23 protein-coding genes, 1 tRNA gene and 1 pseudogene are annotated in these 19,345 nt (G+C 65.7%); 9 read left to right on the forward strand and 16 right to left on the reverse strand.

Annotated features, from left to right (window positions below):
* The 4 genes and pseudogenes from LDO54_RS38170 to LDO54_RS38185 form a co-directional block, all read right to left on the reverse strand.
* Positions 1-972: pseudogene (locus LDO54_RS38170) on the reverse strand (cache domain-containing protein); the annotation flags it as partial.
* 223 nt (positions 973-1,195) lie between these two features.
* A complete protein-coding gene (locus LDO54_RS38175; RefSeq protein ID WP_224018232.1) occupies positions 1,196-2,071 on the reverse strand; it encodes an HvfC/BufC N-terminal domain-containing protein in 876 nt (291 codons plus the stop codon).
* On the reverse strand, positions 2,068-2,988 hold the full coding sequence (bufB, locus tag LDO54_RS38180; RefSeq protein ID WP_224018234.1) for an MNIO family bufferin maturase: 921 nt from the start codon (positions 2,986-2,988) through the stop codon (positions 2,068-2,070). The genes LDO54_RS38175 and bufB overlap by 4 nt, the downstream gene beginning before the upstream one ends.
* 1 nt (position 2,989) lies before the next feature.
* A complete protein-coding gene (locus tag LDO54_RS38185) occupies positions 2,990-3,238 on the reverse strand; it encodes a BufA1 family periplasmic bufferin-type metallophore (protein ID WP_224018236.1) in 249 nt (82 codons plus the stop codon).
* A gap of 324 nt (positions 3,239-3,562) precedes the next feature.
* On the opposite strand from LDO54_RS38185, the gene LDO54_RS38190 reads away from it, so the two are divergent.
* A complete protein-coding gene (locus LDO54_RS38190; RefSeq protein ID WP_224018238.1) occupies positions 3,563-3,877 on the forward strand; it encodes a DUF4148 domain-containing protein in 315 nt (104 codons plus the stop codon).
* A 628-nt stretch (positions 3,878-4,505) separates the two neighbouring features.
* Here LDO54_RS38190 and LDO54_RS38195 read toward each other — a convergent pair.
* The gene (locus tag LDO54_RS38195; protein ID WP_224018240.1) at positions 4,506-4,814 is read right to left on the reverse strand and encodes a hypothetical protein; all 309 of its coding nucleotides are present in this window, start codon (positions 4,812-4,814) and stop codon (positions 4,506-4,508) included.
* A 147-nt stretch (positions 4,815-4,961) separates the two neighbouring features.
* On the opposite strand from LDO54_RS38195, the gene LDO54_RS38200 reads away from it, so the two are divergent.
* Positions 4,962-5,408: an SRPBCC family protein gene (locus LDO54_RS38200; protein ID WP_224018242.1), complete on the forward strand. Its 447-nt coding sequence runs from the start codon at positions 4,962-4,964 to the stop codon at positions 5,406-5,408.
* A 92-nt stretch (positions 5,409-5,500) separates the two neighbouring features.
* On the opposite strand, the gene LDO54_RS38205 is transcribed toward LDO54_RS38200, so the two are convergent.
* The 6 genes from LDO54_RS38205 to LDO54_RS38230 all read right to left on the reverse strand — a co-directional run bounded on the left by LDO54_RS38205 (position 5,501) and on the right by LDO54_RS38230 (position 8,032).
* A tRNA-Ala gene (locus LDO54_RS38205) sits at positions 5,501-5,576 on the reverse strand.
* Positions 5,577-5,644: 68 nt separating this feature from the next.
* Positions 5,645-6,007, reverse strand: coding sequence for a c-type cytochrome (locus LDO54_RS38210; protein WP_436975782.1), 363 nt, complete (start codon positions 6,005-6,007; stop codon positions 5,645-5,647).
* A gap of 2 nt (positions 6,008-6,009) precedes the next feature.
* Entirely contained in the window at positions 6,010-6,795 is a 786-nt protein-coding gene (locus LDO54_RS38215; protein ID WP_224018291.1) for a BON domain-containing protein, read from the reverse strand.
* A 28-nt stretch (positions 6,796-6,823) separates the two neighbouring features.
* Positions 6,824-7,411 (reverse strand): phosphoheptose isomerase, encoded by a 588-nt coding sequence (locus LDO54_RS38220; protein WP_224018246.1) that lies wholly within the window; start codon positions 7,409-7,411, stop codon positions 6,824-6,826.
* Between the two features lie 7 nt (positions 7,412-7,418).
* Positions 7,419-7,634, reverse strand: coding sequence for a hypothetical protein (locus LDO54_RS38225; RefSeq protein WP_224018249.1), 216 nt, complete (start codon positions 7,632-7,634; stop codon positions 7,419-7,421).
* An 8-nt stretch (positions 7,635-7,642) separates the two neighbouring features.
* A complete protein-coding gene (locus LDO54_RS38230; RefSeq protein ID WP_224018251.1) occupies positions 7,643-8,032 on the reverse strand; it encodes a YraN family protein in 390 nt (129 codons plus the stop codon).
* A gap of 262 nt (positions 8,033-8,294) precedes the next feature.
* Between LDO54_RS38230 and rsmI the strand changes: the two genes are divergently transcribed.
* Positions 8,295-9,212 carry a 16S rRNA (cytidine(1402)-2'-O)-methyltransferase gene (rsmI, locus tag LDO54_RS38235; protein WP_224018260.1) on the forward strand — a complete coding sequence of 306 codons (918 nt, stop codon included), beginning with the start codon at positions 8,295-8,297 and terminating at the stop codon, positions 9,210-9,212.
* Between the two features lie 243 nt (positions 9,213-9,455).
* Here rsmI and LDO54_RS38240 read toward each other — a convergent pair whose 3' ends face one another.
* Positions 9,456-10,067 (reverse strand): septal ring lytic transglycosylase RlpA family protein, encoded by a 612-nt coding sequence (locus tag LDO54_RS38240; RefSeq protein ID WP_224018262.1) that lies wholly within the window; start codon positions 10,065-10,067, stop codon positions 9,456-9,458.
* 801 nt (positions 10,068-10,868) lie between these two features.
* Between LDO54_RS38240 and LDO54_RS38245 the strand changes: the two genes are divergently transcribed.
* From LDO54_RS38245 to LDO54_RS38255, 3 genes are all read left to right on the forward strand, one after another.
* Positions 10,869-11,537 (forward strand): MBL fold metallo-hydrolase, encoded by a 669-nt coding sequence (locus tag LDO54_RS38245; RefSeq protein ID WP_224018264.1) that lies wholly within the window; start codon positions 10,869-10,871, stop codon positions 11,535-11,537.
* Positions 11,538-11,628: 91 nt separating this feature from the next.
* Positions 11,629-12,252, forward strand: a complete 624-nt coding sequence (locus LDO54_RS38250) for an exonuclease (protein ID WP_224018266.1) — start codon at positions 11,629-11,631, stop codon at positions 12,250-12,252.
* Between the two features lie 90 nt (positions 12,253-12,342).
* Complete coding sequence (locus LDO54_RS38255) at positions 12,343-12,813, forward strand: Lrp/AsnC family transcriptional regulator (protein ID WP_173816881.1); 471 nt, start codon at positions 12,343-12,345, stop codon at positions 12,811-12,813.
* Between the two features lie 117 nt (positions 12,814-12,930).
* Here LDO54_RS38255 and LDO54_RS38260 read toward each other — a convergent pair whose 3' ends face one another.
* The 3 genes from LDO54_RS38260 to LDO54_RS38270 form a co-directional block, all read right to left on the reverse strand.
* Complete coding sequence (locus tag LDO54_RS38260) at positions 12,931-14,076, reverse strand: cation diffusion facilitator family transporter (protein WP_224018267.1); 1,146 nt, start codon at positions 14,074-14,076, stop codon at positions 12,931-12,933.
* Positions 14,077-14,406: 330 nt separating this feature from the next.
* Complete coding sequence (locus LDO54_RS38265) at positions 14,407-14,715, reverse strand: H-NS histone family protein (RefSeq protein ID WP_205996037.1); 309 nt, start codon at positions 14,713-14,715, stop codon at positions 14,407-14,409.
* Positions 14,716-15,122: 407 nt separating this feature from the next.
* Positions 15,123-15,827: a HugZ family protein gene (locus LDO54_RS38270; protein WP_224018269.1), complete on the reverse strand. Its 705-nt coding sequence runs from the start codon at positions 15,825-15,827 to the stop codon at positions 15,123-15,125.
* A gap of 240 nt (positions 15,828-16,067) precedes the next feature.
* On the opposite strand from LDO54_RS38270, the gene LDO54_RS38275 reads away from it, so the two are divergent.
* The 3 genes from LDO54_RS38275 (at position 16,068) to LDO54_RS38285 (ending at position 17,906) form a co-directional block, all read left to right on the forward strand.
* On the forward strand, positions 16,068-17,285 hold the full coding sequence (locus LDO54_RS38275) for an MFS transporter (protein ID WP_415774460.1): 1,218 nt from the start codon (positions 16,068-16,070) through the stop codon (positions 17,283-17,285).
* An 88-nt stretch (positions 17,286-17,373) separates the two neighbouring features.
* On the forward strand, positions 17,374-17,679 hold the full coding sequence (locus tag LDO54_RS38280; protein ID WP_224018271.1) for a CopG family ribbon-helix-helix protein: 306 nt from the start codon (positions 17,374-17,376) through the stop codon (positions 17,677-17,679).
* Positions 17,679-17,906, forward strand: coding sequence for a type II toxin-antitoxin system RelE/ParE family toxin (locus tag LDO54_RS38285; protein ID WP_224018273.1), 228 nt, complete (start codon positions 17,679-17,681; stop codon positions 17,904-17,906). Before LDO54_RS38280 ends, LDO54_RS38285 begins: the two co-directional genes overlap by 1 nt.
* Positions 17,907-18,079: 173 nt before the next feature.
* Here the strand turns inward: LDO54_RS38285 and LDO54_RS38290 are convergent, their stop codons facing one another.
* Positions 18,080-19,225: a branched-chain amino acid ABC transporter substrate-binding protein gene (locus LDO54_RS38290; protein WP_224018275.1), complete on the reverse strand. Its 1,146-nt coding sequence runs from the start codon at positions 19,223-19,225 to the stop codon at positions 18,080-18,082.
* Between the last annotated feature and the right edge of the window lie 120 nt (positions 19,226-19,345).

Here is a 19,345-nt window from a genome sequence, read left to right on the forward strand (position 1 = left end):
GGTGCCCGCGAGCGCGCGCAGTTCGTCCTCCAGCAGCACACGGCGGCGCAACTGTCGCGTGAGCACCATCGCGAGCGCGATCAGCGACACGTCGAGCAGCGCCGTCAGCGAGCCGATGATCCACGCCCGCGCTCGCCATTCCGTGTAGATGTCGCCCGCCGCCACCGCGACGCTGAACACGAGCGGATAGCCGTCGACGCGCCGGAACGCGAACCAGCGCCGCACGCCGTCGAGCGGCCCGACGCCGAAAAACCCGCCCGCCTCGACGTGCTCGAAACGATGGAGCAGCGCCGAATCGGCGAGACTCTTGCCGATCATCGCGGGCGCGTAGGGGCGGCGCATCAGCAGCGTGCCGTCGGCGAGCGCGAGCGTGACCACGCCGTTCGCGCCGATCTCCACGCCGCTCATCAATTGCCGGAAATAGTCGAGCCGCATGGTGCCGACCACCACGCCCGCGAACGAACCGTCGGGCTTCGAGATGCGGCGGCTCAGGCCGATGGTGGCGTTGGCCGGGCCGTCGCGCGGAATGAACGGGCGGCTCACGTAGAGCCCCATCCGCGGCGAATCGCGCTGCACGAGAAAGTAATCGCGGTCCGCGACGTTGACCTCGCGCGGCGGCGAGGCGCGCGAGTCGAAGATCACGTCGCCGGCCTCGTTCGTCACGAGGATCACGCCGAGATGCTGCGCCGTGGCCGAGCGGTCGAACAGCACGTTGTGGCGGATGTCGTCGGGCAGCGTGGCGAGGCGCGGATCGTCGAGCGCGTCGATCACGGCCTGCAGCGAAAGCTCGTAGATCTCCAGATTGCGCGCCGTGTCGCGCTCGAACAGCAGCGCCATGTTGTAGGCGGAGGCGCGCGCACTCGCGAGCGCGTCCTCGCGCATCTGCGCCATGACCCAGCCCGCCACCGCCGTGAGCACGGCGGCCAGCACGATGCTGATGACGATCATCACGTTCGGTCGGCGGGTCATCATGACGGTGTGGCGCGCGGGCGAGGCCGTTTGCAATCGAGTGTAGTCCGCGATTCGCGCCGCGTGTGGGGTTTGCCGCGCATGGCGAGGCACGTTGTGCGGCGCGCTCGCGGGCTTTTTCGTATCGACTGAACAATCGAGCGCCGCGTTTGCCTTTGGATCTTGGTTCGGATTCCTTTGCTTCTGTTTCGCGCCGCAAAACAAGCGGTTTTGTGTGCGCTAACCGCTAGTCGATTCGTGCCGGATCGCGCAGGCCCGTCACCGCGCCCGTCTCGATCCAGGTGCGCCATTGCGCGGCGAAATCGAAACCGGCGTCGATGGCGAACGCGCGTTCGAGCGCTTCGTCGAGCGTCGCGCCGTGTTGCAGCGCCACGAACGCTGCGTGCGCCGCGTGCGTCTGCGCGAGCGGCTGCGCATGCCAGCGCGCGCGCACCACGAGCGTCCAGCCCGGTTCGTCGATGCGCGCGGGCCATGTGGCGTTGTCCGCGGGTTCATGTTCGCGCGCGGGTTCGTGCGGATCTCGCTGATGCGCGCGCCAGATCGCCAGCGCGGCAAAACGCGAGGCCAACGCCGTGCATGCGGGATGCAGCGCAAGCCGCGCGCCCATCAGACGTTCGGCGCCGATCGCCTGCCATTGCGCGGCGCTCAGCGGCGTGGCGTCGGCGGCATAGGCCGCGCGATGCAGCGCCCATTCGAGGCGCGCGACATCGCCGAAATACGCGTAACGCGCGTCGCTTTCGTAAAGCTCGACGAACTCGGGCAGCGCCGCGCCGAAGCGGTTCAGATCGGCGTCGCGCGACGGATGCGCACGCGCGTAGGCGAGCGCGAGCGCGTCGAAATACGCGTCGCCCGTGAGCGCCGCGAGCACCGGATACGCGCTCGCAAGCGCATGACGGCGCGCCGCGCGCACGTTGCCGCGATAGAGGCCGAGACGCGCGGCGCTCACCTCATGCGTGCCATGGCACGCGCGCAGATGCGCCGCGAGCGCAGCGTCGGCGGCGGGATCGTCGAGCGCGTCGGCGAACGCCGCTTGCAGCGAGGCCAGCGTGGTGTCGGGGTCGATATCGGCGTCGGGGCGGTCGGCGCTCATCGGTGTACTCATGGGCGCACCGCCGAAGGCAATTCGGTATGCGCGTGCGCATCGCCCTCGCTACGCATCATGTGCTCGCGCGCGATGCGCGCCTCGTCGAGCAGGATGTCGAGCGGCGGCACGTCGGTGTCCCATTCGATCAAGGTCGGCACCGCGCCGAAGCGCTGCAACGCCGCTTCGTACAGCGTCCACACTTCCGGCGCGACGCGCGAGCCGTGATCGTCGATCACGGCGGCGGGCGTCACGCGATGCCCCGCGAGATGCAGTTCGCCGACCGCCTCGCGCGGCAGCGCGGCCATCGCGTCGAGCGCGTCTTCGCCGTGATTGCGCGCGTTCACATAGAGATTGTTCACGTCGAGCAGCACGCCGCAGCCGGTGCGCCGCGCCAGCTCCGCGAGGAACGCCGTCTCGCCGTAGGCGTCGCCGCGAAAACGCACGTAAGTCGAGACGTTTTCGATCAGCACGCGGCGGCGCAATACGTCCTGCAAACGCGCGACGCGCGCGCACAGGTGATCGAGCGAGGCTTGAGTCAGCGGCATCGGCAACAGATCGTGCAGCGCCGCATGCGGCGTCGCGCCCCAGCACAGATGCTCGGAGACGAGCGCCGGTTCGATGCGCTCGACGAGACGTGTCAGACGCGCGAGATGAGATTCGTCGAGCGGCGCGGCGCTGCCGAGCCCGAGGCCCACGCCGTGCAGACTCACAGGCCAGTCGCGGCGCAGCGTCTCCAGCACGTGCAGATCGTAGCCGCCGTCGCCGAAATAATTCTCGCTGTGGACTTCGAGCCAATCGGCACTATTCGCACCTTCCGCACCATCCGCGCCATCGACGCCATCGCCCTCACCCGCCGACGCCCGCATGAACGCGCCGTAATGCGCATGCCGCAAGCCGATGCCGACGCCGCGCGCCGGCTTCGCGGTCCAGCGCACCTTATTGCTCCGGCGTGCCGCCGAGCTTTTCGCAGGTGCCCTTCGGCATGGTCTTGAAGTCGCCCTTGTCGTGATCGACCTTGGCCTGGCCCGCGCAGTCGTGCACGCCGGTCTTGCTGGAGCAATCGTTCTTGCCGGCCTTGGCGACGCCGTAGCAGTTGACGGTGTCGTCCGCGTGCGCGACGCCCGCCGTCGCGAGACCCGCGAGCGCGGCGGCGATCAGCGCCTGGCGGCCGAGTGCGTTTTTCATGTGGCTCTCCTTGAGCGATGCCGGTTTCGAACGGCATGGGGATAGGGATGGGGCCGTCGCTGCAGTGCACGACCGGATGCGCACTATTTTGCCTCACCGAAAAGGCCGGAGCGCAGGCGGCACGCTTTCGTTGCATTGCACGCAGGGAATCCGATGAAATATCGCCGATCTGGCACCGAAATTCGCTCGACTATCTCACTTTCCGCAACGATGTTTGCCACATCTCAATATTTATCTTTGAAGTGCACTGCAATAAAGTCACATCAACGGATCGAGCAAGACGATTGTTACGGTCCGAAACATAATCTTTGGAGGTTGTTGACCATGAAGTCCCTGATTGCTGCAGCACTCGCTGCCACCGTTCTCGCCGCTCCCGCGCTCTCGTTCGCTCAACAGAGCACGAACCAGCCGCTGACCCGCGCTCAGGTGCGCGCCGAACTCGTGCAACTCGAAAAGGCCGGCTATCGCCCGGGCCTGTCGAGCCCGTACTACCCGGAAGACCTGCAAGCCGCGCAAGCGCGCGTCGCGCAACAGAACGCCACGGCTGAAGCCACGGCCTACGGCGCATCGACCAACGGTTCGACGCAAGCCGGCAGCCACGCGCAGCCGAACATCAAGCCGGTTTATTTCGGCCAGTAATTCCGTGCGATCCGGCGTCTTGCCGTCCCTGAGACGGCTCGCCGCCTGAGCACGCAGACGGGCCCGCGCTCGATTCGTTTCGAGCGCGGGCCCGTCGGTCGTTGCGCGATCGGCGCTTCGGCCGCGATATCGGGCGCAGTTTCGATATCGACATACCCAGACATCGGCGCCGCGCAGCTCATGCGAGGCGTCTGCAGCAACCTCCGTCGCCGGAAATCCGGCGGCTTGCCCGGGCGCTTCGGCGTCCGGGCCTTTTTCCTCTTCCCGCGCTCCGGTTCGCGTCTGCGTTCCGGGGATGCGAATCGCAGCGCCTCGCTTTTCCCTTTGTGTGCTTTAGGCGATCGGTGGATCAGTCAGCCGCGATGGCATTCGTGCGGACCTCGTCGCGAGGATGCGCGGACGGGCGTGGGTGGATGCGGGTATGGCTTATGGAATACGACGTGCGGCCTGCGCCGCCCGACGCCCGCCGCACGTCGCACGTCGCTCGACGCCTGGACGCCTGGACGCCTGCACGCCTGCACGCCTGCACGCCTGCACGCCTGCACGAGCCTGAACGCACCTATGGCAACGCACACGCCGGGCTGTTAGTTGCAATTCAACCCGATGCCACAGCCGTGCCTAATACCGCTCAAAACCCCTGCGTCACCAACCCCAGCACCGACAGATCAGGATGCGTGCCATCGATGATGCTTTTACCGACGTGCGTGGCTTCGTCCTTCGCGTCCTGATCGCTGCGGAAAGTCTCGTCGCCGTCGGGGTGATACGGGACCGTGTGGCCCGGCAGCGCGGCATTCGCGCCCGGATGGCAGACATACGCGGTGTAGGTGTAGCGCGCGCCGCCGGCATCCGCGGGCATCGACTTGATGTGGATTTCGAAGCCTTCGTAGTCGACTTTTTGGGTCGAGGGAATGGGCGTCGGCTGTTCGGCGGCGGACATGATGGCCTCCCTTCTCCGGGGTGTGCCGGGCTGGTGGCCCGGTGATGGATCAAGTGTAGGCGATGCGCGGCCGCCGACACGGCACCGCGCGAGCCGTCGCCTAGAATGGGATGAACCGATGCCCCGATTGCCAAACGGAGGAACCCCATGCCGACGAACACCGTGCGCCATCATCGCGTGTTGCGCGCCGCGCCCGAGCGCGTGTATCGCGCGTTTCTCGATGCCGCCGCGCTCGCGAAATGGCTGCCGCCGCATGGCTTCACGGCCACTGTGCATGAGCTCGATGCCGTGGTCGGCGGACGCTATCGGATGTCCTTCACGCACTTCGCGACGGGCGCGAGCCATGCGTTCGGCGGCGAGTATCTGGAGCTGGTGCCCGGTGCGCGGCTCAAGTATTCAGCGTCCTTCGACGATCCGAATCTGCCTGGCGTGATGCACACCACGGTCGAACTGCGCGAGGTGTTTTGCGGCACGGAGATGGAGGTGACGCAGGAAGGGATTCCTGAAGCGATTCCGCTCGAGGCGTGCTATCTCGGATGGCAGGAAGCGTTGGCGCTGCTGACCTTGCTGGTGGAAGCGGAGGCTCGCGCGTAGCGCGCCGCAAGCGTGTGTCGAAGCGCATACCGAGCCCGCGCCAGAAACGAAAAAGGGTTACAGGCAAGCACCTGTAACCCTTTGAATTCGTTTGGTGGAGAGGAGGAGGATCGAACTCCCGACCTTCGCATTGCGAACGCGACGCTCTCCCAGCTGAGCTACCCCCCCACAACGAAAATGATTCTAGCACAGCTAAATTTGCTTGTGCCAAGCGTCAAATTTGAGCTGGCGCAAAACTATTTCGAAGGCGACCCGACCAGGATCCAGGCGACGACATCGTGAATGTCGTTGGCGCTCATCGCAGGATGCGAAGGCATCGGAATCGCGCCCCACACGCCCGCGCCGCCGTCACGCACCTTCTTTTCGAGCTTGGCCTGCGCGCTCGCATCGCCCTTGTATTTCGCAGCGATGTCCTTGAACGACGGCCCCACGAGCCGGCGATCGACCGCATGACAACCCATGCACGCGTTGCTGCGCGCGATGGCCTGGCCATCGCCGGCCGCGAATGCCGGCGCCGCGCCCAGCGTTGCGGCCACGCCCGCCACGGCCACTGCCAACCCCATCACGCCACGTCGAATTTCCACCACGGTACGACCCATCATCACATCGTCGCTCCGCTGCTGGACGAGCGCGGCGCGGACTCCGTCACGGGCGCGGGCGCCTGCTGGTCGATCGGACGCGCGCTCACGCCCGAATCCGGCACGGCGCCCACGGTCGGCGCATCGGCCGTCGCGGCGGGTGCCTGCGGGTTCGACGCGGCCGACGTGTTCGCGGCCACCGCCTGCTGCGGGCTGATGTACTGATAGCACTTCACGACCTGCGAAACGCCCATCACCGTGCTCGACGCGTCGGCGCCGATGCGGCCTTCCTCCGGCGTCACGAGGCCCATCAGATAGATGTTGCCGCGCTCGGCCACGACCTTGAAGTTGTTCGCCGAGATGTTCTTGTACGCGACCAGTTCGGCCTTCACGCGCCCTTCGAGATACGAGTCGTTGGCGCGCGACGAGAACGAGCTCGCCGGCATGACCGCCAGTTCGTTGACGACCGATTCCACGTTCGTGACGCCGCGCGCGATGCTCTCGGCCTTCTGCTTCGACGCTTCGTCGGGCACTTCGCCGGTCAGCAGCACGCGCTGATTGAACACAGCGACGTTGATGTGCGCGGTCTCGGGCAGCGCATTGGTCACGTTCGAGAGCGCCTTCACCTGGATCTCGCGGTCCTCGGTCTGCGAGCCCACCGTGCGGCGGTCGGTCGCCACGAGCGCCGTGCCGCCCGCCGCGCCCGCGAGCGCGAGAAAACAGCCTTGCAGGCTCGCGCACAGCGAAGCCGCGAAGCCGATCGTCAGCGTGGTCCGTGCCAGCGCGCGCGTCATGCCGGTTCTGATCATCAAGTGCCTCTCCTTCGTCCTTCGGGTGTCAGTCGTCGCCCAGCAGCATCGCGTCGATGCCGTCGCACAGGCAGTGGATCGTCAACAGGTGAACTTCCTGAATGCGCGCAGTCCGCTCGGACGGCACGCACAGCTGAATATCGGTGTCGGCGAGCGCGCCGTTGATCTGGCCGCCGTTCTTGCCGGTCAGCGCGATCACGATCATTTCGCGCTCGTGCGCTTCCTCGATGGCCGCCAGCACGTTCGCCGAATTGCCCGACGTGGTGATCGCGAGCAACACGTCGCCGGGATGACCGAGCGCGCGCACCTGCTTCGCGAACACCTGCTCGTACGCGTAATCGTTCGCGACGGCGGTGAGCACCGAGGCGTCGGTGGTGAGCGCAAGGGCGGGCAGGCCCGGACGCTCGCGCTCGAAGCGGCCGATCAGTTCGGCGGCGAATTGCTGGGCCGCGGCGGCCGAACCGCCGTTGCCGCAAGCGAGGATCTTGTTGCTGTTCGCCAGCGCGGCGAACATGGTATCGACCGCGGCGGCAATCGGCACCGCCAGGGTTTCCATCGCGGCGAGCTGAAGCGCTGCGCTATCGCGAAAGTGCTGTTGAATGCGTTCGACGGACATCGACTCTCTAATCTGTACTGCGGGTATCGCAAAATTTCCGCTGGGTTGCGGCGTGCCGCAAGTTTAGCGCAATCGCGCGCGTTGTCTTCCGGCGTTCTTTTTCGATGCGCGCGATTTTCGCGCTTTTTGCTGCTTTTTTCGCGGCTTCTTTCGCGGCTTTTTTCACCTGCTTACGAGTCGCGCGCGCGATGGGCTGATTGGCGTGCGCTCTTTCGCTGCTCACTGATCGACTCATTCATCGTCGGCGCGAAACGCATCGCGCAGCCAGGTGAGTCGCCCGCCTTCGAACGTCACCACGTCGAAACGGCACGCGCTCGGCATCGCTTCCTGCGCCTGCGCGCGCGCCGCGAGATAGTCGCGCGCCGCGAGCAGCAGACGCTGCCGCTTGTGCCAGCCGACGCTCGCCGCCGCGCCGCCGTAACCGCGGCGCGCGCGGGCGCGCACTTCGACGAACACCAGCGTGCCGTCGCGATCGCGCATCACGAGGTCGAGTTCGCCGCCGCGGCAATGCACGTTGCGCGCCACCAGCACGAGCCGCTGACGTTGCAGATAAACGAGCGCGTGCTGCTCGAAACGCGCGCCGGTCTCGCGGCGGGCGCGGCGTTCGTCCGCGCGCGACATCGCGGCGTGCGCCTCGCGTGGCGTTGAAGCGTCGCGTGCCTCGCATGGCGTTGAAGCATCGCGCGCCTTCAAAACATCACCTGCCTTCGAAGCGCCACGCTCCTGCTCCGCGCGAAGGTCCGTGCGCGTTCCGGCATTCGACCGGCCCGGCACAGAAAAGTTGTCGCCTTCGCAGGCGCCGCGTTCCGCTTGCGGCGGCGCTGCGGCCTGCCCCACATGGCACAATGTCGGCCTCTTTGCTTGCGTTCGCGCGTTCCGTGTCATGACGTCCCTCTCGTCCCCCTTCGAACTCGCCCAGGCCCAGCACTATCCCGCCGCCACGCTCTATGTCGTGGCGACGCCGATCGGCAACACCGCCGACATCACGCTGCGCGCGCTGCACGTGCTCGGCCTCGTCGACCGCATCGCCGCCGAGGACACGCGCAACACGGGCCAGCTGCTCGCGCGCTACGGCATCTCGAAGCCGATGATCGCCGTGCACGAGCACAACGAGCGCGAGGCGGCGCAGCGCGTGGTCGAGCATCTGCGCGCGGGCGAACGCATGGCCTGCGTGTCCGACGCGGGCACGCCCGGCATTTCCGACCCCGGCGCGAAACTCGTGGACGCCGTGCGCGAAGCCGGCTTCCAGGTCGTGCCGATGCCGGGCGCCAGCGCGCTCGCAACCGCGCTGAGCGTGGCGGGCGACTGGGTCTCGACGTTCACGTTTCTCGGTTTCCTGCCGCCCAAGGCGAAGCAGCGCGCGAGCGCGTTGCAGCCGCTCGCCGCGCATGCGCACGCGATGGTGTTCTACGAAGCGCCGCACCGCATCGTGGAGACCGTGCAGGCGCTCGCCGAGGCGTTCGGCCCCGCGCGCCGGATTCTCATCGCCCGCGAGTTGACCAAGCTACATGAAGCGCTGTGGCGCGGCACCCTGGCCGAAGGGCCAACGTGGCTGGCCGAGGATGCGAATCGTCAACGCGGCGAGTTCGTGCTGGTGGTGGAAGGCGCGCCCGCGCAGACATCGGGCGAGGAGAATCACGACGCGCTGCTGCGCCTGCTCTTGCAGGAAGTGCCGGTGAAGGGCGCGGCGAAGCTCGCGGCGGCGCTCACGGGCGCGTCGCGCAACACACTCTACGCGCGCGCGCTCGAACTGAAGAACGAAGACGGGGAAGGCGACGAAGAGGAAGACGAGGCGGACTGAGCCGCCATCGCCGAGTCGCCTGAAAAGCAGAAGGGCCGCAGCGCGTGAGCGTGCGGCCCTTCTTGTTTGTGCCGGAATCGCGACCAGGTCGAATGCCTGGTGCGGATTCAGCCTGCAGATTCAGCCTGCAGATTCAGCCTGCGGATTCAATCGGCGGTTCAGTCCGCGGATCCCGCCTGGTGCGCGCCACGCGCCAACACAGACAGAATCCTCGACAAACTCGCGGACAAACCCCGCGGAGGATCAGCGCTCGCCGCTCGCGTTCGAGTTGGCGGCCAGCATTTCCGCTTGCGCGGCCTTCGCTTCCTGGCGCGACAGGCCTTCGATCTTCACCTTGGCGGTGCCCGCGTACTGCAGGCCGAGCATCTTCGCGGCCGCATACGACAGGTCGATCACGCGGCCGCGTGCGTACGGGCCACGGTCGTTGATCTTCACCACGACCCACTTCGAGGTCGAGGGCACGCTCACGCGCACGTACGAGCCGAGCGGCAGCGTGCGGTGCGCGGCGGTCAGCGCCTCCATATTGAAGCGCTCGCCGCTCGCCGTCTTGCGGCCGTGGAACGCACGGCCGTACCACGAGGCGCGGCCGGTCTGGTGGAACGAGCCGACGTCCGGGCTGTCGTCGTCGATCGGCTGAGCGTCGGCGAGCGACTTGTCCTTGTTCGCGCCCGATGCAGGCAGCGCGGCCAGCGCGGAGCCGTAGCTCTGCGGCGTGGCGAACGCAGTGTGCGCGTCCCTGGTGCTGAGCGCGTTGCCCTGCGCCTGGTCCTGCGGGCCAGGCGGCATGGCACAACCGGCCAGCACGGACACGGCTGCGAGACTCCCGAATCGTCGTCGAGAAAGTCCGAGTTTCATAAGCTAGTCATCACGTTTCGAGGCCGTCCCGCGCCTTGGTTGCGCGTTGCCGGATAGCCTCGGCGGTCGCAGGTAAAAGGACTCCCCGCCCGTGAAAAACGGACGAAGGCCGATACCCGGATGCAGCTCCTGAGCCGCTACCGCTGGTTTTCTTTCACGTCTGGCGCAACCTGTCCCCGGCAGCCTGACCAGACCCCACATGCCGCCATCGAACGCGATGGGCTGCATTCAGGCGCGCCGGATACACACGGCGCACAGGAACGGCGGCGTAGGCCCCACCCAGCGTCACGGCAGCAAGTCCGTGGCAGGCGCGCGGCGCCTGGCTGGGCAAGACGTGCGGTGCCGAACGGATCGGCACCTGATTTGCCGTCTTGTAAGGCAGCCTGGTGAGCTGGCCTCGAAGGACGGCACTGCTTGACGGCGATGCATTCGCGACCCATTTTTTACCGCGGGTCACATCGCCCAGTGAATGCACGTGAAACGTGCTTGATGGGTCGCATTATACCCAAAACTAATTCTTGTCATCCGTTTCCTATCGAAAACCTGATCATTTCTCACCATTGGTGTAATAAAGGACGATCTTCCGACACACCTCGATCCCTTGTCTGACAAGGGATTCAGCCGATCGCAGCGCGCCCTCGGCGGCGCTCCGGGGACGCCGGTACAATCGAATCTTTGGCCGGCGCAGCGTGCCGCCGCGAAGGTGAGCGAGGTTTCGGTACGTTTCAGTCCGTCTTGCTCGCCGCCCGCGCCGCGCGATGCGCCCAGCCGCCCCACAACACTCCATCCCCGCGTTAGCGCATGAAAGTCACGCTGATTCCCGTCACGCCGTTCCAGCAAAACTGCTCGCTGCTCGTCTGCGAAGCGACGAACCGCGCCGCCGTCGTCGATCCCGGCGGCGACCTCGAACGCATCGAAGCCGAGATCGCGAATCAGGGCGTGCAGCTCGAAAAGGTCCTGCTCACGCACGGCCACCTCGATCACTGCGCGGGCGCGAAGGCGCTGGCCGACAAGTTCGGCGTGCCCATCGAAGGCCCGCAGGAAGACGAACGCTTCTGGATCGATCAGTTGCCGGAGCAAAGCGTGCGCTTCGGCTTCGGTCACGCGCAGGCGTTCGAGCCGGATCGCTGGCTTACGAACGGCGAGACCGTGCGTTTCGGCGACGAGGAGATGGAGGTCTATCACTGCCCCGGGCACACGCCGGGCCACGTGGTGTTCTTCAGCCGGCCGCACCGGCTCGCGCTGGTCGGCGACGTGCTGTTCGCCGGATCGATCGGCCGCACCGACTTTCCGCGCGGCAATCACGCGGACCTGATCCGCTCGATCCGCGAAAAGCTCTGGCCGCTCGGCGACGACGTCACGTTCGTGCCGGGCCACGGTCCGGTGTCGACGTTCGGCGAGGAGCGCCGCTCGAATCCCTATGTCGCAGACGGCGTGCCCGGCGCGACGGGCCAGGCGCAGTGGGGCTGATGGCGGAGATGAGCGCAGGGACCACTGCGGAGACGACCGCAGCCGCCGAACGATCGAAGCACCCAACGAAGCGAATCAACCAAGCGAAGCGATGAATCAAGCAGCCATAGAGGAAATTTACGTCAGCACCGATGTCGAGGCCGACGGTCCAATCCCCGGTCCCCATTCGATGCTGAGTTTCGCGTCGGCGGCCTACACGGCCGACAAACGCCTGATCGCCACCTTCTCGGCGAATCTCGCCACGCTCGAAGGCGCCGCGCCGCATCCGGTGCAGGCCGCCTGGTGGGAAACGCAGCCCGAGGCGTGGGCCGCCTGCCGCACCGATCTGCAAGACCCGGCCGCTGCGCTCGTGGCCTACGTTGAATGGGTGGAGAAGCTGCCCGGCAAGCCCGTGTTCGTGGCGATGCCGGCGGGCTTCGATTTCACCTTCATGTTCTGGTACATGATGCGCTTCGCGGGGCGCTGCCCGTTCTCGTGGTCGGCGCTCGACATCAAGACGCTGGCGTTCGCGATGACCGGCCTGCCGTACCGCAAGTGCATCAAGCCGCGCTTTCCGAAGCACTGGTTCGACGATCACCCGCACACGCACGTGGCGCTCGACGACGCCATCGAGCAAGGCGCCCTGTTCTGCAACATGCTGGCCGACCTGCGCGCGCAGCAGGCCGCCGCCACGGTCGCAGAAGGGGACGCGTCGGGGCAAAATACCGCCGCCTGAGCACTAACTTAGGGAAATTCCCTCGTCATCTGCGGTTTGCATTGCGTTTCGTTTTCCCGGCCTCTACCATTTGGGAATCCGGCGACGCACATGGAGGCGCATTTGACACTCGATACCTTCTCCCAGAAGATCCTGCGCCTGCTGCAGCTCGACGCGCGCCGCTCGGTGCAGGAAATCTCCGATCAGGTGGGCCTGTCCAGCACGCCGTGCTGGCGCCGCATCAAGGACATGGAGCAGTCGGGCGTGATCCAGCGCTACACGGCGCTGCTCGATCGCGAGAAGCTCGGCCTGCATGTCTGCGCGCTCGCGCATATCCACCTCACGCGTCACACGGAAGGCGGCGTCGAAGCGTTCGAGCGCGAGATCGCCACCTGCCCCGAAGTGACCGAGTGCTACAGCACCACGGGCGAGTCGGATTACATCCTCAAGATCGTCGCGCCCGACATCAAGTCCTACGACACTTTCCTGCACGAACGCATCTTCCGCATCCCCGCGGTCGCCCAGGTGCGCACGAGCGTCGTGCTGCGCGAAATCAAGTTCGATACGCAGTTGCCGCTTTGAGCGCGCCGCGATGGCGCTTGCCGGTCTGCTGAGCGGTTCGCTTTAAAGTCCGCTTTATAGCCCGCCTCATAGTGAGCTTCACAGATTAGTCGCGCCCGGTTAAAGCGCCGTTAAAACTCAGGCGCGCCCGCCAAGCGACTGCACCGCTTCCAGCCGGCTCGCGCCGAGTTCGCGCCGGAGCGCGTCGAGATCGGCGGCGTCGAGCGCGCGCGCCTCGCCGCCCGGTGCGATCACGGCCTGGATTTCGAGGCCCGTGCTCAGATAGTGCAGCGTCACCGATTCCACCGCCACGCCGCGCGCCGCCAGCGCCTCGCGCAACGCCGCGGCCACCCGGTCGCGCGGCGGCAGGCTCGCGACCGAGCGCGCGAGCATGTCGTCCTCGGGATCGACGTGGATCAGCGCGTCGAGCACGCGGGCATCGGTGAGCACGCGCTCGCGCGCCATCTCGGCGATGTAATGCCCCTCGGACACCGAAATCAGCGGATCGACGAGGATATGCGCGTCGACCAGCGCGAGGTCGCCGGTCTTGCGCGTGCGCATCTCATGCACGTCGAGCACGCCCGGCGTGGACAGCAGCAGCGCGCGCAGATCGGCCGTGGCGGCCTCGTCGAGCGCGCGGTCGGAGAGATCCTGGAGCGCGTCCCAGCCGAACACCCAGCCCATGCGCGCGACCATGAAGCCGACGATGGCCGCCGCGATCGGATCGAGCAGCCGCACGCCCATCAGGCTGCCGACGATGCCGAGCGCCACCACCAGCGACGACGCCGCGTCCGAACGCGCATGCCACGCGTTCGCGATCAGCATGGCCGAGCGCACGCGCTGCGCCTCGCGCAGCATGTAGCGGAACAGCCCTTCCTTCGAAATCAGCACGAGCACCGCCACCGCGAGCGCGCTCGCATGCACGGGCGGAATATCGTCCAGATTCGCGATACGCGTGCCGGCGCGCGCGAGCATCGCCACGCCGACCGTAATCAATATGGCGCCGAGAAATAATGAAGCGACGGTTTCATAACGGCTGTGGCCGTAATTGTGATCGGCGTCCGGCTTTGCGCCGCTATGGCGATTCGCGATGAGCACGACGAAATCGGAGACCAGATCGGAAAGCGAATGGACGCCGTCCGCGATCAATGCCTGCGAATGCGCAATCACGCCGACGATGATTTGCAGCACCACCAGCACCGCATTGAGGGCGACACTGACCAGCGTGGTCTTGCGCGCCACGCGCTGTTTATCGGAAAACGTCTCGGCGACAGAGGAAGCCATGTCTGGAACAGCGAGGTCAGAATATCGCGATTGTAATGGCGATGCCGTCCCTAATTGTAGATAACCCTGGATTCTTCTTTTAAATCAGGCGACTACGAGAAGGCGTCGCATTCGCATTCAAGATATGAAGTCGGCGTGCCTATTCAATGCGGCATGGCTTAATCCGCCAGGCAGGGCGATTGACGAATCAGAATAGTGAAACAGAACGTAAGAATACGTAAGGAAGGCGACATAAACGACTACAAAAAAGCCGCGCGTCATTCCCCGTGACTGCGCGGCTTTTCTGGCCGGCGGACTTTATGGTCCGCCCTTGAACCACTTTCAGGCGATTTACTTCTGGATCAGGAATTTCTCGCGATCCTTGCCGGCGATCCAGCGCGGCGGCTTGCCGCGGCCCGACCACGTGCTGCCGCTGTCGGGATCGCGGTATTTCGGCGCGACGCTGGCGCGCGAGCGGCTGGCTTGCTTCGCTGCCTTGCCCGCTGCACGGCCGCCGCCGAGTTCGGCGAGCGTAATGCCGTAATCGGCCATTTTCTGCTTGATTTCGTCGAGGACTTCGGCATATTCACGCGCCTTCGCCTCTTCAATCTGCTGCTCCAGCTTCTCTCGCTGTGCGAGAAGTTCCTTGTATGACGACATGAGTAAAGGTGCCTTGATGGTTCGTTGATAATGGCTACCGATCTTGCGCCAGTATGCCGATTGACAGGTGATTCGCCTCGGAAATTGGAGGCGAGATTAACACAGAAACGAATCCCCGGAAAAGCGCGCGCAATAAAAATAATTAAAACAGATTTCGAAGTGTTCTGCGCCGCCGCAAGACATAAAGACGCTTTCATTGCGTGCAAATCAGTATTTTTACTGAATGCCGCTTTTTCCAGATAAATCCGATTCACACAACTGGCAGCTTATGAAAATTAAATGGTAAGAATTCGCAAAACATTTCATGCCATGAGAACTTTTCGTCTGATGCCCTATTTATCTGACAATGGCGCATCGCAACAATCGACAAAATCCCACACGCGGCGGCACGCAGTTAGAAGGATTATTCAGGCGGCATGGCGCTCAATGCAGTCGATTAGCACAGCATGCAAGGATGGCGTATCGGTTTGCGGTTCCTCGAAAACGAAGCGTGTGCGCAGTCCGTCCACGGCGAGATCGACGCCATAACGGTCCACGCCCAGCAATTCGAGTCCGGGGCGGCGCGCGGGATGCGCCTCGAAGGCGTCGATCAGCGCGTCTTCGTCCCCGGCGGCGAGCGGTTCGAGTTCGTCGATGTCGTTGCCGTCGAGCCAGCCCATCGCGCCGAAACCGCCGATATAGCGCAGGCGCTCGACGTGCATCACCCAGAACGTGAAGTCGCCGAGTTCGAGATAACGCGCGGCGTCGGGCTGATAGCGCAGATAGCGGCGCGCGAGCGGCGATTGCGCGTCGGCGTCGGTGGGCTCGAACAGGCCGAGCAGCGTCATGCGCGCCGCGCTCAGCGCGTCCTCGCCGCGCGAGCCGGCCTGCCCCGCCTGGCCGGAAAGCGGCCCCGACTGCGCGATCAGCAGCCCCGCGCGCGGATCGCCTTGCAGATTGCGCGTGTGCTCGGCGAGGCGGCTCACGAGGATCACGGGCCGGTGCCGCGCGTCGACGGCGAACGGCAGCAGCGTCGGATACGGAAAGCCGTGCGGCTCGCGCGCGTGCGTGGCGAGCGCGCCGACGGACACCTGATGCAGCAGATGCAGCGGGGCATGAGCGGGAATCTTCACGGCGGTGTCCTCGGACGATGGGTTTGCCGGGCGGCGGCGGCAATCAATGTTAATAAGTGGAAAGCGCGAGGTAAAAACAGCGGCGGCGCGTTCCACGATTCCACTATTAGAGCAGGCCACGGCGCGGCGAGCAGCCTGCGCGCGCGTTGGCTAAAATCATCGCCTGGCTTTCAGACGGCTTATTGCCGCAGCCTGCCGCCCTTTCTATAGATAGCCGCCACCCTCCGCCGGAATTTTCCAGTGTCCAACCACGCCACCGATCCCGCGCTCCACGCGCAGCCCGCCGCCGTCCATCGCGCCCTGCCCGCCGCCAGGCGTCATCGCGCCCGTATCGCGACCATGGCGCTCTTTTTCGTCGCCGGGATGATGTACGCCTCGTGGGGCGTGCACGTGCCGACGGTGCGCGACAAGTTCCACCTGAACGCCGCCATGCTCTCGTATGCGCTGTTCGCGGTGGCGGGCGGCTCGATTGCCGCGATGACCTCGATCGGCACGTGGATCGCGCGCGTGGGCTCGCGCCGCGCCTGCTTCGCGGGCGGCATCACGATGAGCGTCTGCGGCGCGCTGATTCTCGTCGTGCCGTACTACTGGATGCTGATCGTCGTGCTCGCGGCGTTCGGCATCGGCATGGCCACGCTCGACGTCGCGATGAACGCCGAGGCGAGCGCCGTCGAGGAAGCCGTCGGCAAGCCGATCATGTCGGGGCTGCACGGCATGTTCAGCCTGGGCGGCATGGCGGGCGCGGCGATCGGCGGCGCGCTGCTCGCGCGCGGCATGGCGCCCGCGCTGCATCTGCTGCTGGCGTCGGCGCTGGCCGCGCTGGTGCTGGCCGTCTCGTGTCCGGCCGTGCTGCCGCACGTGCCGCATGCCGCGCACGGCGAGCACGCCAAAACCGGCAACCGCTGGCGCACGCCCGCGCTGTGGGCGCTCGGCGCGATCGCGCTGATCGCCCTGATCGCCGAAGGCGCGATGTACGACTGGGCGACCGTCTACATGCGCGACGTGGTGCTCTCGACGCCCGCACTCGCGAGCGCCGCCTACGCGGCGTTCTCGGGCGGCATGGCGATCGCGCGCTTCGCCGGCGACGCCGTGCGCGCGCGTTTCGGCGCGCCGCAACTCGTGATGGTGAGCGCGTCGCTCGCCTGCGCGGGCATGATCGGCGCGCTGCTGCTGCCGTTCTCGTTCACCGCGCTCACGGGTTTCACGCTGATGGGCCTCGGCCTCGCGAACATGATGCCGGTGCTGTTCGCGGCCGCCGCGCGCGTGAAGGGCATCCACGCGGCCGAAGGGCTCGCGCACGTCGCGGGCATCGCGTATTTCGGGCTGCTGTTCGGGCCGGTGGTGATCGGCGGCATTACGCAGGTGACGAATCTCACCGTCGGGCTGTCGGTGGTCGCGCTGTGCGCCGCGCTGGTGGCGTTCGCCGCGCCGAAGGTGTTGAGACGGCTGGGGATTTGAGCCGTGCGGCAGCATCGCGACTTTTGTGCGATCAAATGTTGCGACTGGCGCGCCGACGTGCGCGCGCGTCGCCAGCGCCGGGTTCGGTATGATCGAAGATGGATTCTCTGATGGGGAGTTGCCCATGACACAAGCTGAAACCCGCACGCTGACCGCAAACGTGCCCATGCCGCTCGCCGAGAAAGTCGACCAGTTGGCCGAACGCCTCGAGCGTTCGCCCGCGTGGATCGTCAAGCAGGCGCTCTCGGCGTGGATCGATCAGGAAGAAGAACGCGAGCGGCTGACGCGCGAAGCGCTCGCCGACGTCGATGCCGGCCACGTCATCGACCACCAGGCGGTGCAAGCCTGGGCCGATAGTCTGACCACGGATCAACCGCTGCCGGCGCCGCGCTGATGGAATTGAAATGGACCGGCAAGGGCCTCTCGGACCTGACGCGGCTCTATGACTTCCTTGCCCCGGTGAACCAGCCTGCGGCCGCGCGTCTCGTCCGCTCGCTCGTCGAAGCGCCCAATCTGCTGATCGCCAATCCGCGCATCGGCGAGAAACTGTTTGAATTCGAGCCGCGCGAAGTGCGCCGCCTGCTCGTCGGCCACTACGAAATGCGCTACGAGATCCAGTAGTCGACGATCTATATTCTGCGTCTGTGGCATACGCGCGAAGATCGCTAGGCGCGCTCCGCCACCTCAAAACAAAAAGCCCGCGAGTCCAAAGACCCGCGGGCTTTTTTCATCGATGATCGATGAACAGCACGTCACGCGACGCCGCCCGAAGGCCGCGCCGCGCGCATGCGCTCTTACATCTTCACCACGTCGAGCAGCGACTTCTTGCCCGACTTGTAGTTGTACAGCGAGATCACGCCGTGCTTGAGGTCGCCCTTCGAGTCGAAGGTCGTCTCGCCGATCACGCCCTTGTAGTCCGTCGTCGGCATTGCGGCGAGGATCTTGGCCGGATCGGTCGAGTTGGCGCGCTTCATCGCGTCGACGATGATGTACACCGCGTCATACGTGAACGGCGCGTAGATCTGGATCGGCTGGCCGAAGCGCTTCTCGAACTTCGCTTCGAATTCCTTGCCGCCCGGCATCTTTTCGAGCGCCATGCCCGCTTCCGAGCACACGATGTTGTCGGTCGCGTCGCCGGCGAGGTCGGCCAGCTTGTCGGTACAGACGCCGTCACCCGCGAGCACCTTCGCGCGCAGGCCAAGCTGCTTGGCTTGCTTGGCGAACGGGCCGCCCGTGGCGTCCATGCCGCCGTACATGATCGCGTCGGGGTTTTCGCCCTTGATCTTCGTGAGAATCGCGCGGAAGTCGACGGCCTTGTCGTTCGTCGCGTCATGCGACAGCACGTTCATGCCGAGCGCCTTGGCGGTCTTCTCGAATTCGTTCGCGAGACCCTGGCCATAAGCCGTCGAGTCGTCGACGATCGCGACGCTCTTGACCTTCAGGCTCTTGGACGCGTAGTTCGCGAGTGCCGGACCTTGCTGCGCGTCCGTCGCCACCACGCGATACGTCGTCTTGAAGCCCTGTTGCGTGTACGCCGGATTCGTTGCCGACGGCGAGATCTGCACGATGCCCGCATCGCTATAGATCTTCGAAGCCGGAATCGACGTGCCCGAGTTCAGGTGGCCGACGACTGCCACGACCTTGTCGTCGACGAGCTTCTGGGCGACCTGCGTGGCCGTACGCGGGTCGGCCGCGTCGTCCTGCGCGTCGAGTGCGAGCGTGACCTTCTGGCCGCCGATCGTCAGACCCTTCGCATTGATCTCTTCGACTGCGAGACGCGCGCCGTTTTCGTTGTCTTTGCCCAGGTGAGCGATCCCGCCCGTCAACGGCGCAACGTGGCCAATCTTGACCGTGACGTCGGCGCTCGCCACCGTTGCGAACGACGCGAACAGCATGGCTGCGGCGCTGATCGGCAACAGCTTGTGAAGCTTGATATTCATGTAAGTCTCCAGTTTCGAACCCAAAAGCAACGTAATCGCCCTGTGCCCCCGCGCCCCGAACGTGTCGCTCCCCGTCGGACGACCACGCAGGATGCATCCTTGATGCACCTGGCCAGTATG

The organism is Paraburkholderia tropica (assembly GCF_914484835.1).
GTDB classification, from domain to species: domain Bacteria; phylum Pseudomonadota; class Gammaproteobacteria; order Burkholderiales; family Burkholderiaceae; genus Paraburkholderia; species Paraburkholderia tropica_A.

Bases quoted from the DNA above. Each gene is read 5' to 3' on its own strand.
- LDO54_RS38190 (WP_224018238.1), top strand. From the start codon at position 3,563: ATGAAGTCCCTGATTGCTGCAGCACTCGCTGCCACCGTTCTCGCCGCT.
- LDO54_RS38260 (WP_224018267.1), bottom strand. From the start codon at position 14,076: ATGGCTTCCTCTGTCGCCGAGACGTTTTCCGATAAACAGCGCGTGGCG.
- rsmI (WP_224018260.1), top strand. From the start codon at position 8,295: ATGACGTCCCTCTCGTCCCCCTTCGAACTCGCCCAGGCCCAGCACTAT.
- LDO54_RS38210 (WP_436975782.1), bottom strand. From the start codon at position 6,007: ATGGGTCGTACCGTGGTGGAAATTCGACGTGGCGTGATGGGGTTGGCA.
- LDO54_RS38175 (WP_224018232.1), bottom strand. From the start codon at position 2,071: ATGAGTACACCGATGAGCGCCGACCGCCCCGACGCCGATATCGACCCC.
- LDO54_RS38220 (WP_224018246.1), bottom strand. From the start codon at position 7,411: ATGTCCGTCGAACGCATTCAACAGCACTTTCGCGATAGCGCAGCGCTT.
- LDO54_RS38265 (WP_205996037.1), bottom strand. From the start codon at position 14,715: ATGTCGTCATACAAGGAACTTCTCGCACAGCGAGAGAAGCTGGAGCAG.
- LDO54_RS38215 (WP_224018291.1), bottom strand. From the start codon at position 6,795: ATGATCAGAACCGGCATGACGCGCGCGCTGGCACGGACCACGCTGACG.
- LDO54_RS38185 (WP_224018236.1), bottom strand. From the start codon at position 3,238: ATGAAAAACGCACTCGGCCGCCAGGCGCTGATCGCCGCCGCGCTCGCG.
- LDO54_RS38250 (WP_224018266.1), top strand. From the start codon at position 11,629: ATGAATCAAGCAGCCATAGAGGAAATTTACGTCAGCACCGATGTCGAG.
- LDO54_RS38245 (WP_224018264.1), top strand. From the start codon at position 10,869: ATGAAAGTCACGCTGATTCCCGTCACGCCGTTCCAGCAAAACTGCTCG.
- LDO54_RS38195 (WP_224018240.1), bottom strand. From the start codon at position 4,814: ATGTCCGCCGCCGAACAGCCGACGCCCATTCCCTCGACCCAAAAAGTC.
- LDO54_RS38255 (WP_173816881.1), top strand. From the start codon at position 12,343: ATGGAGGCGCATTTGACACTCGATACCTTCTCCCAGAAGATCCTGCGC.
- LDO54_RS38285 (WP_224018273.1), top strand. From the start codon at position 17,679: ATGGAATTGAAATGGACCGGCAAGGGCCTCTCGGACCTGACGCGGCTC.
- LDO54_RS38280 (WP_224018271.1), top strand. From the start codon at position 17,374: ATGATCGAAGATGGATTCTCTGATGGGGAGTTGCCCATGACACAAGCT.
- LDO54_RS38240 (WP_224018262.1), bottom strand. From the start codon at position 10,067: ATGAAACTCGGACTTTCTCGACGACGATTCGGGAGTCTCGCAGCCGTG.
- LDO54_RS38200 (WP_224018242.1), top strand. From the start codon at position 4,962: ATGCCGACGAACACCGTGCGCCATCATCGCGTGTTGCGCGCCGCGCCC.
- LDO54_RS38290 (WP_224018275.1), bottom strand. From the start codon at position 19,225: ATGAATATCAAGCTTCACAAGCTGTTGCCGATCAGCGCCGCAGCCATG.
- LDO54_RS38230 (WP_224018251.1), bottom strand. From the start codon at position 8,032: ATGTCGCGCGCGGACGAACGCCGCGCCCGCCGCGAGACCGGCGCGCGT.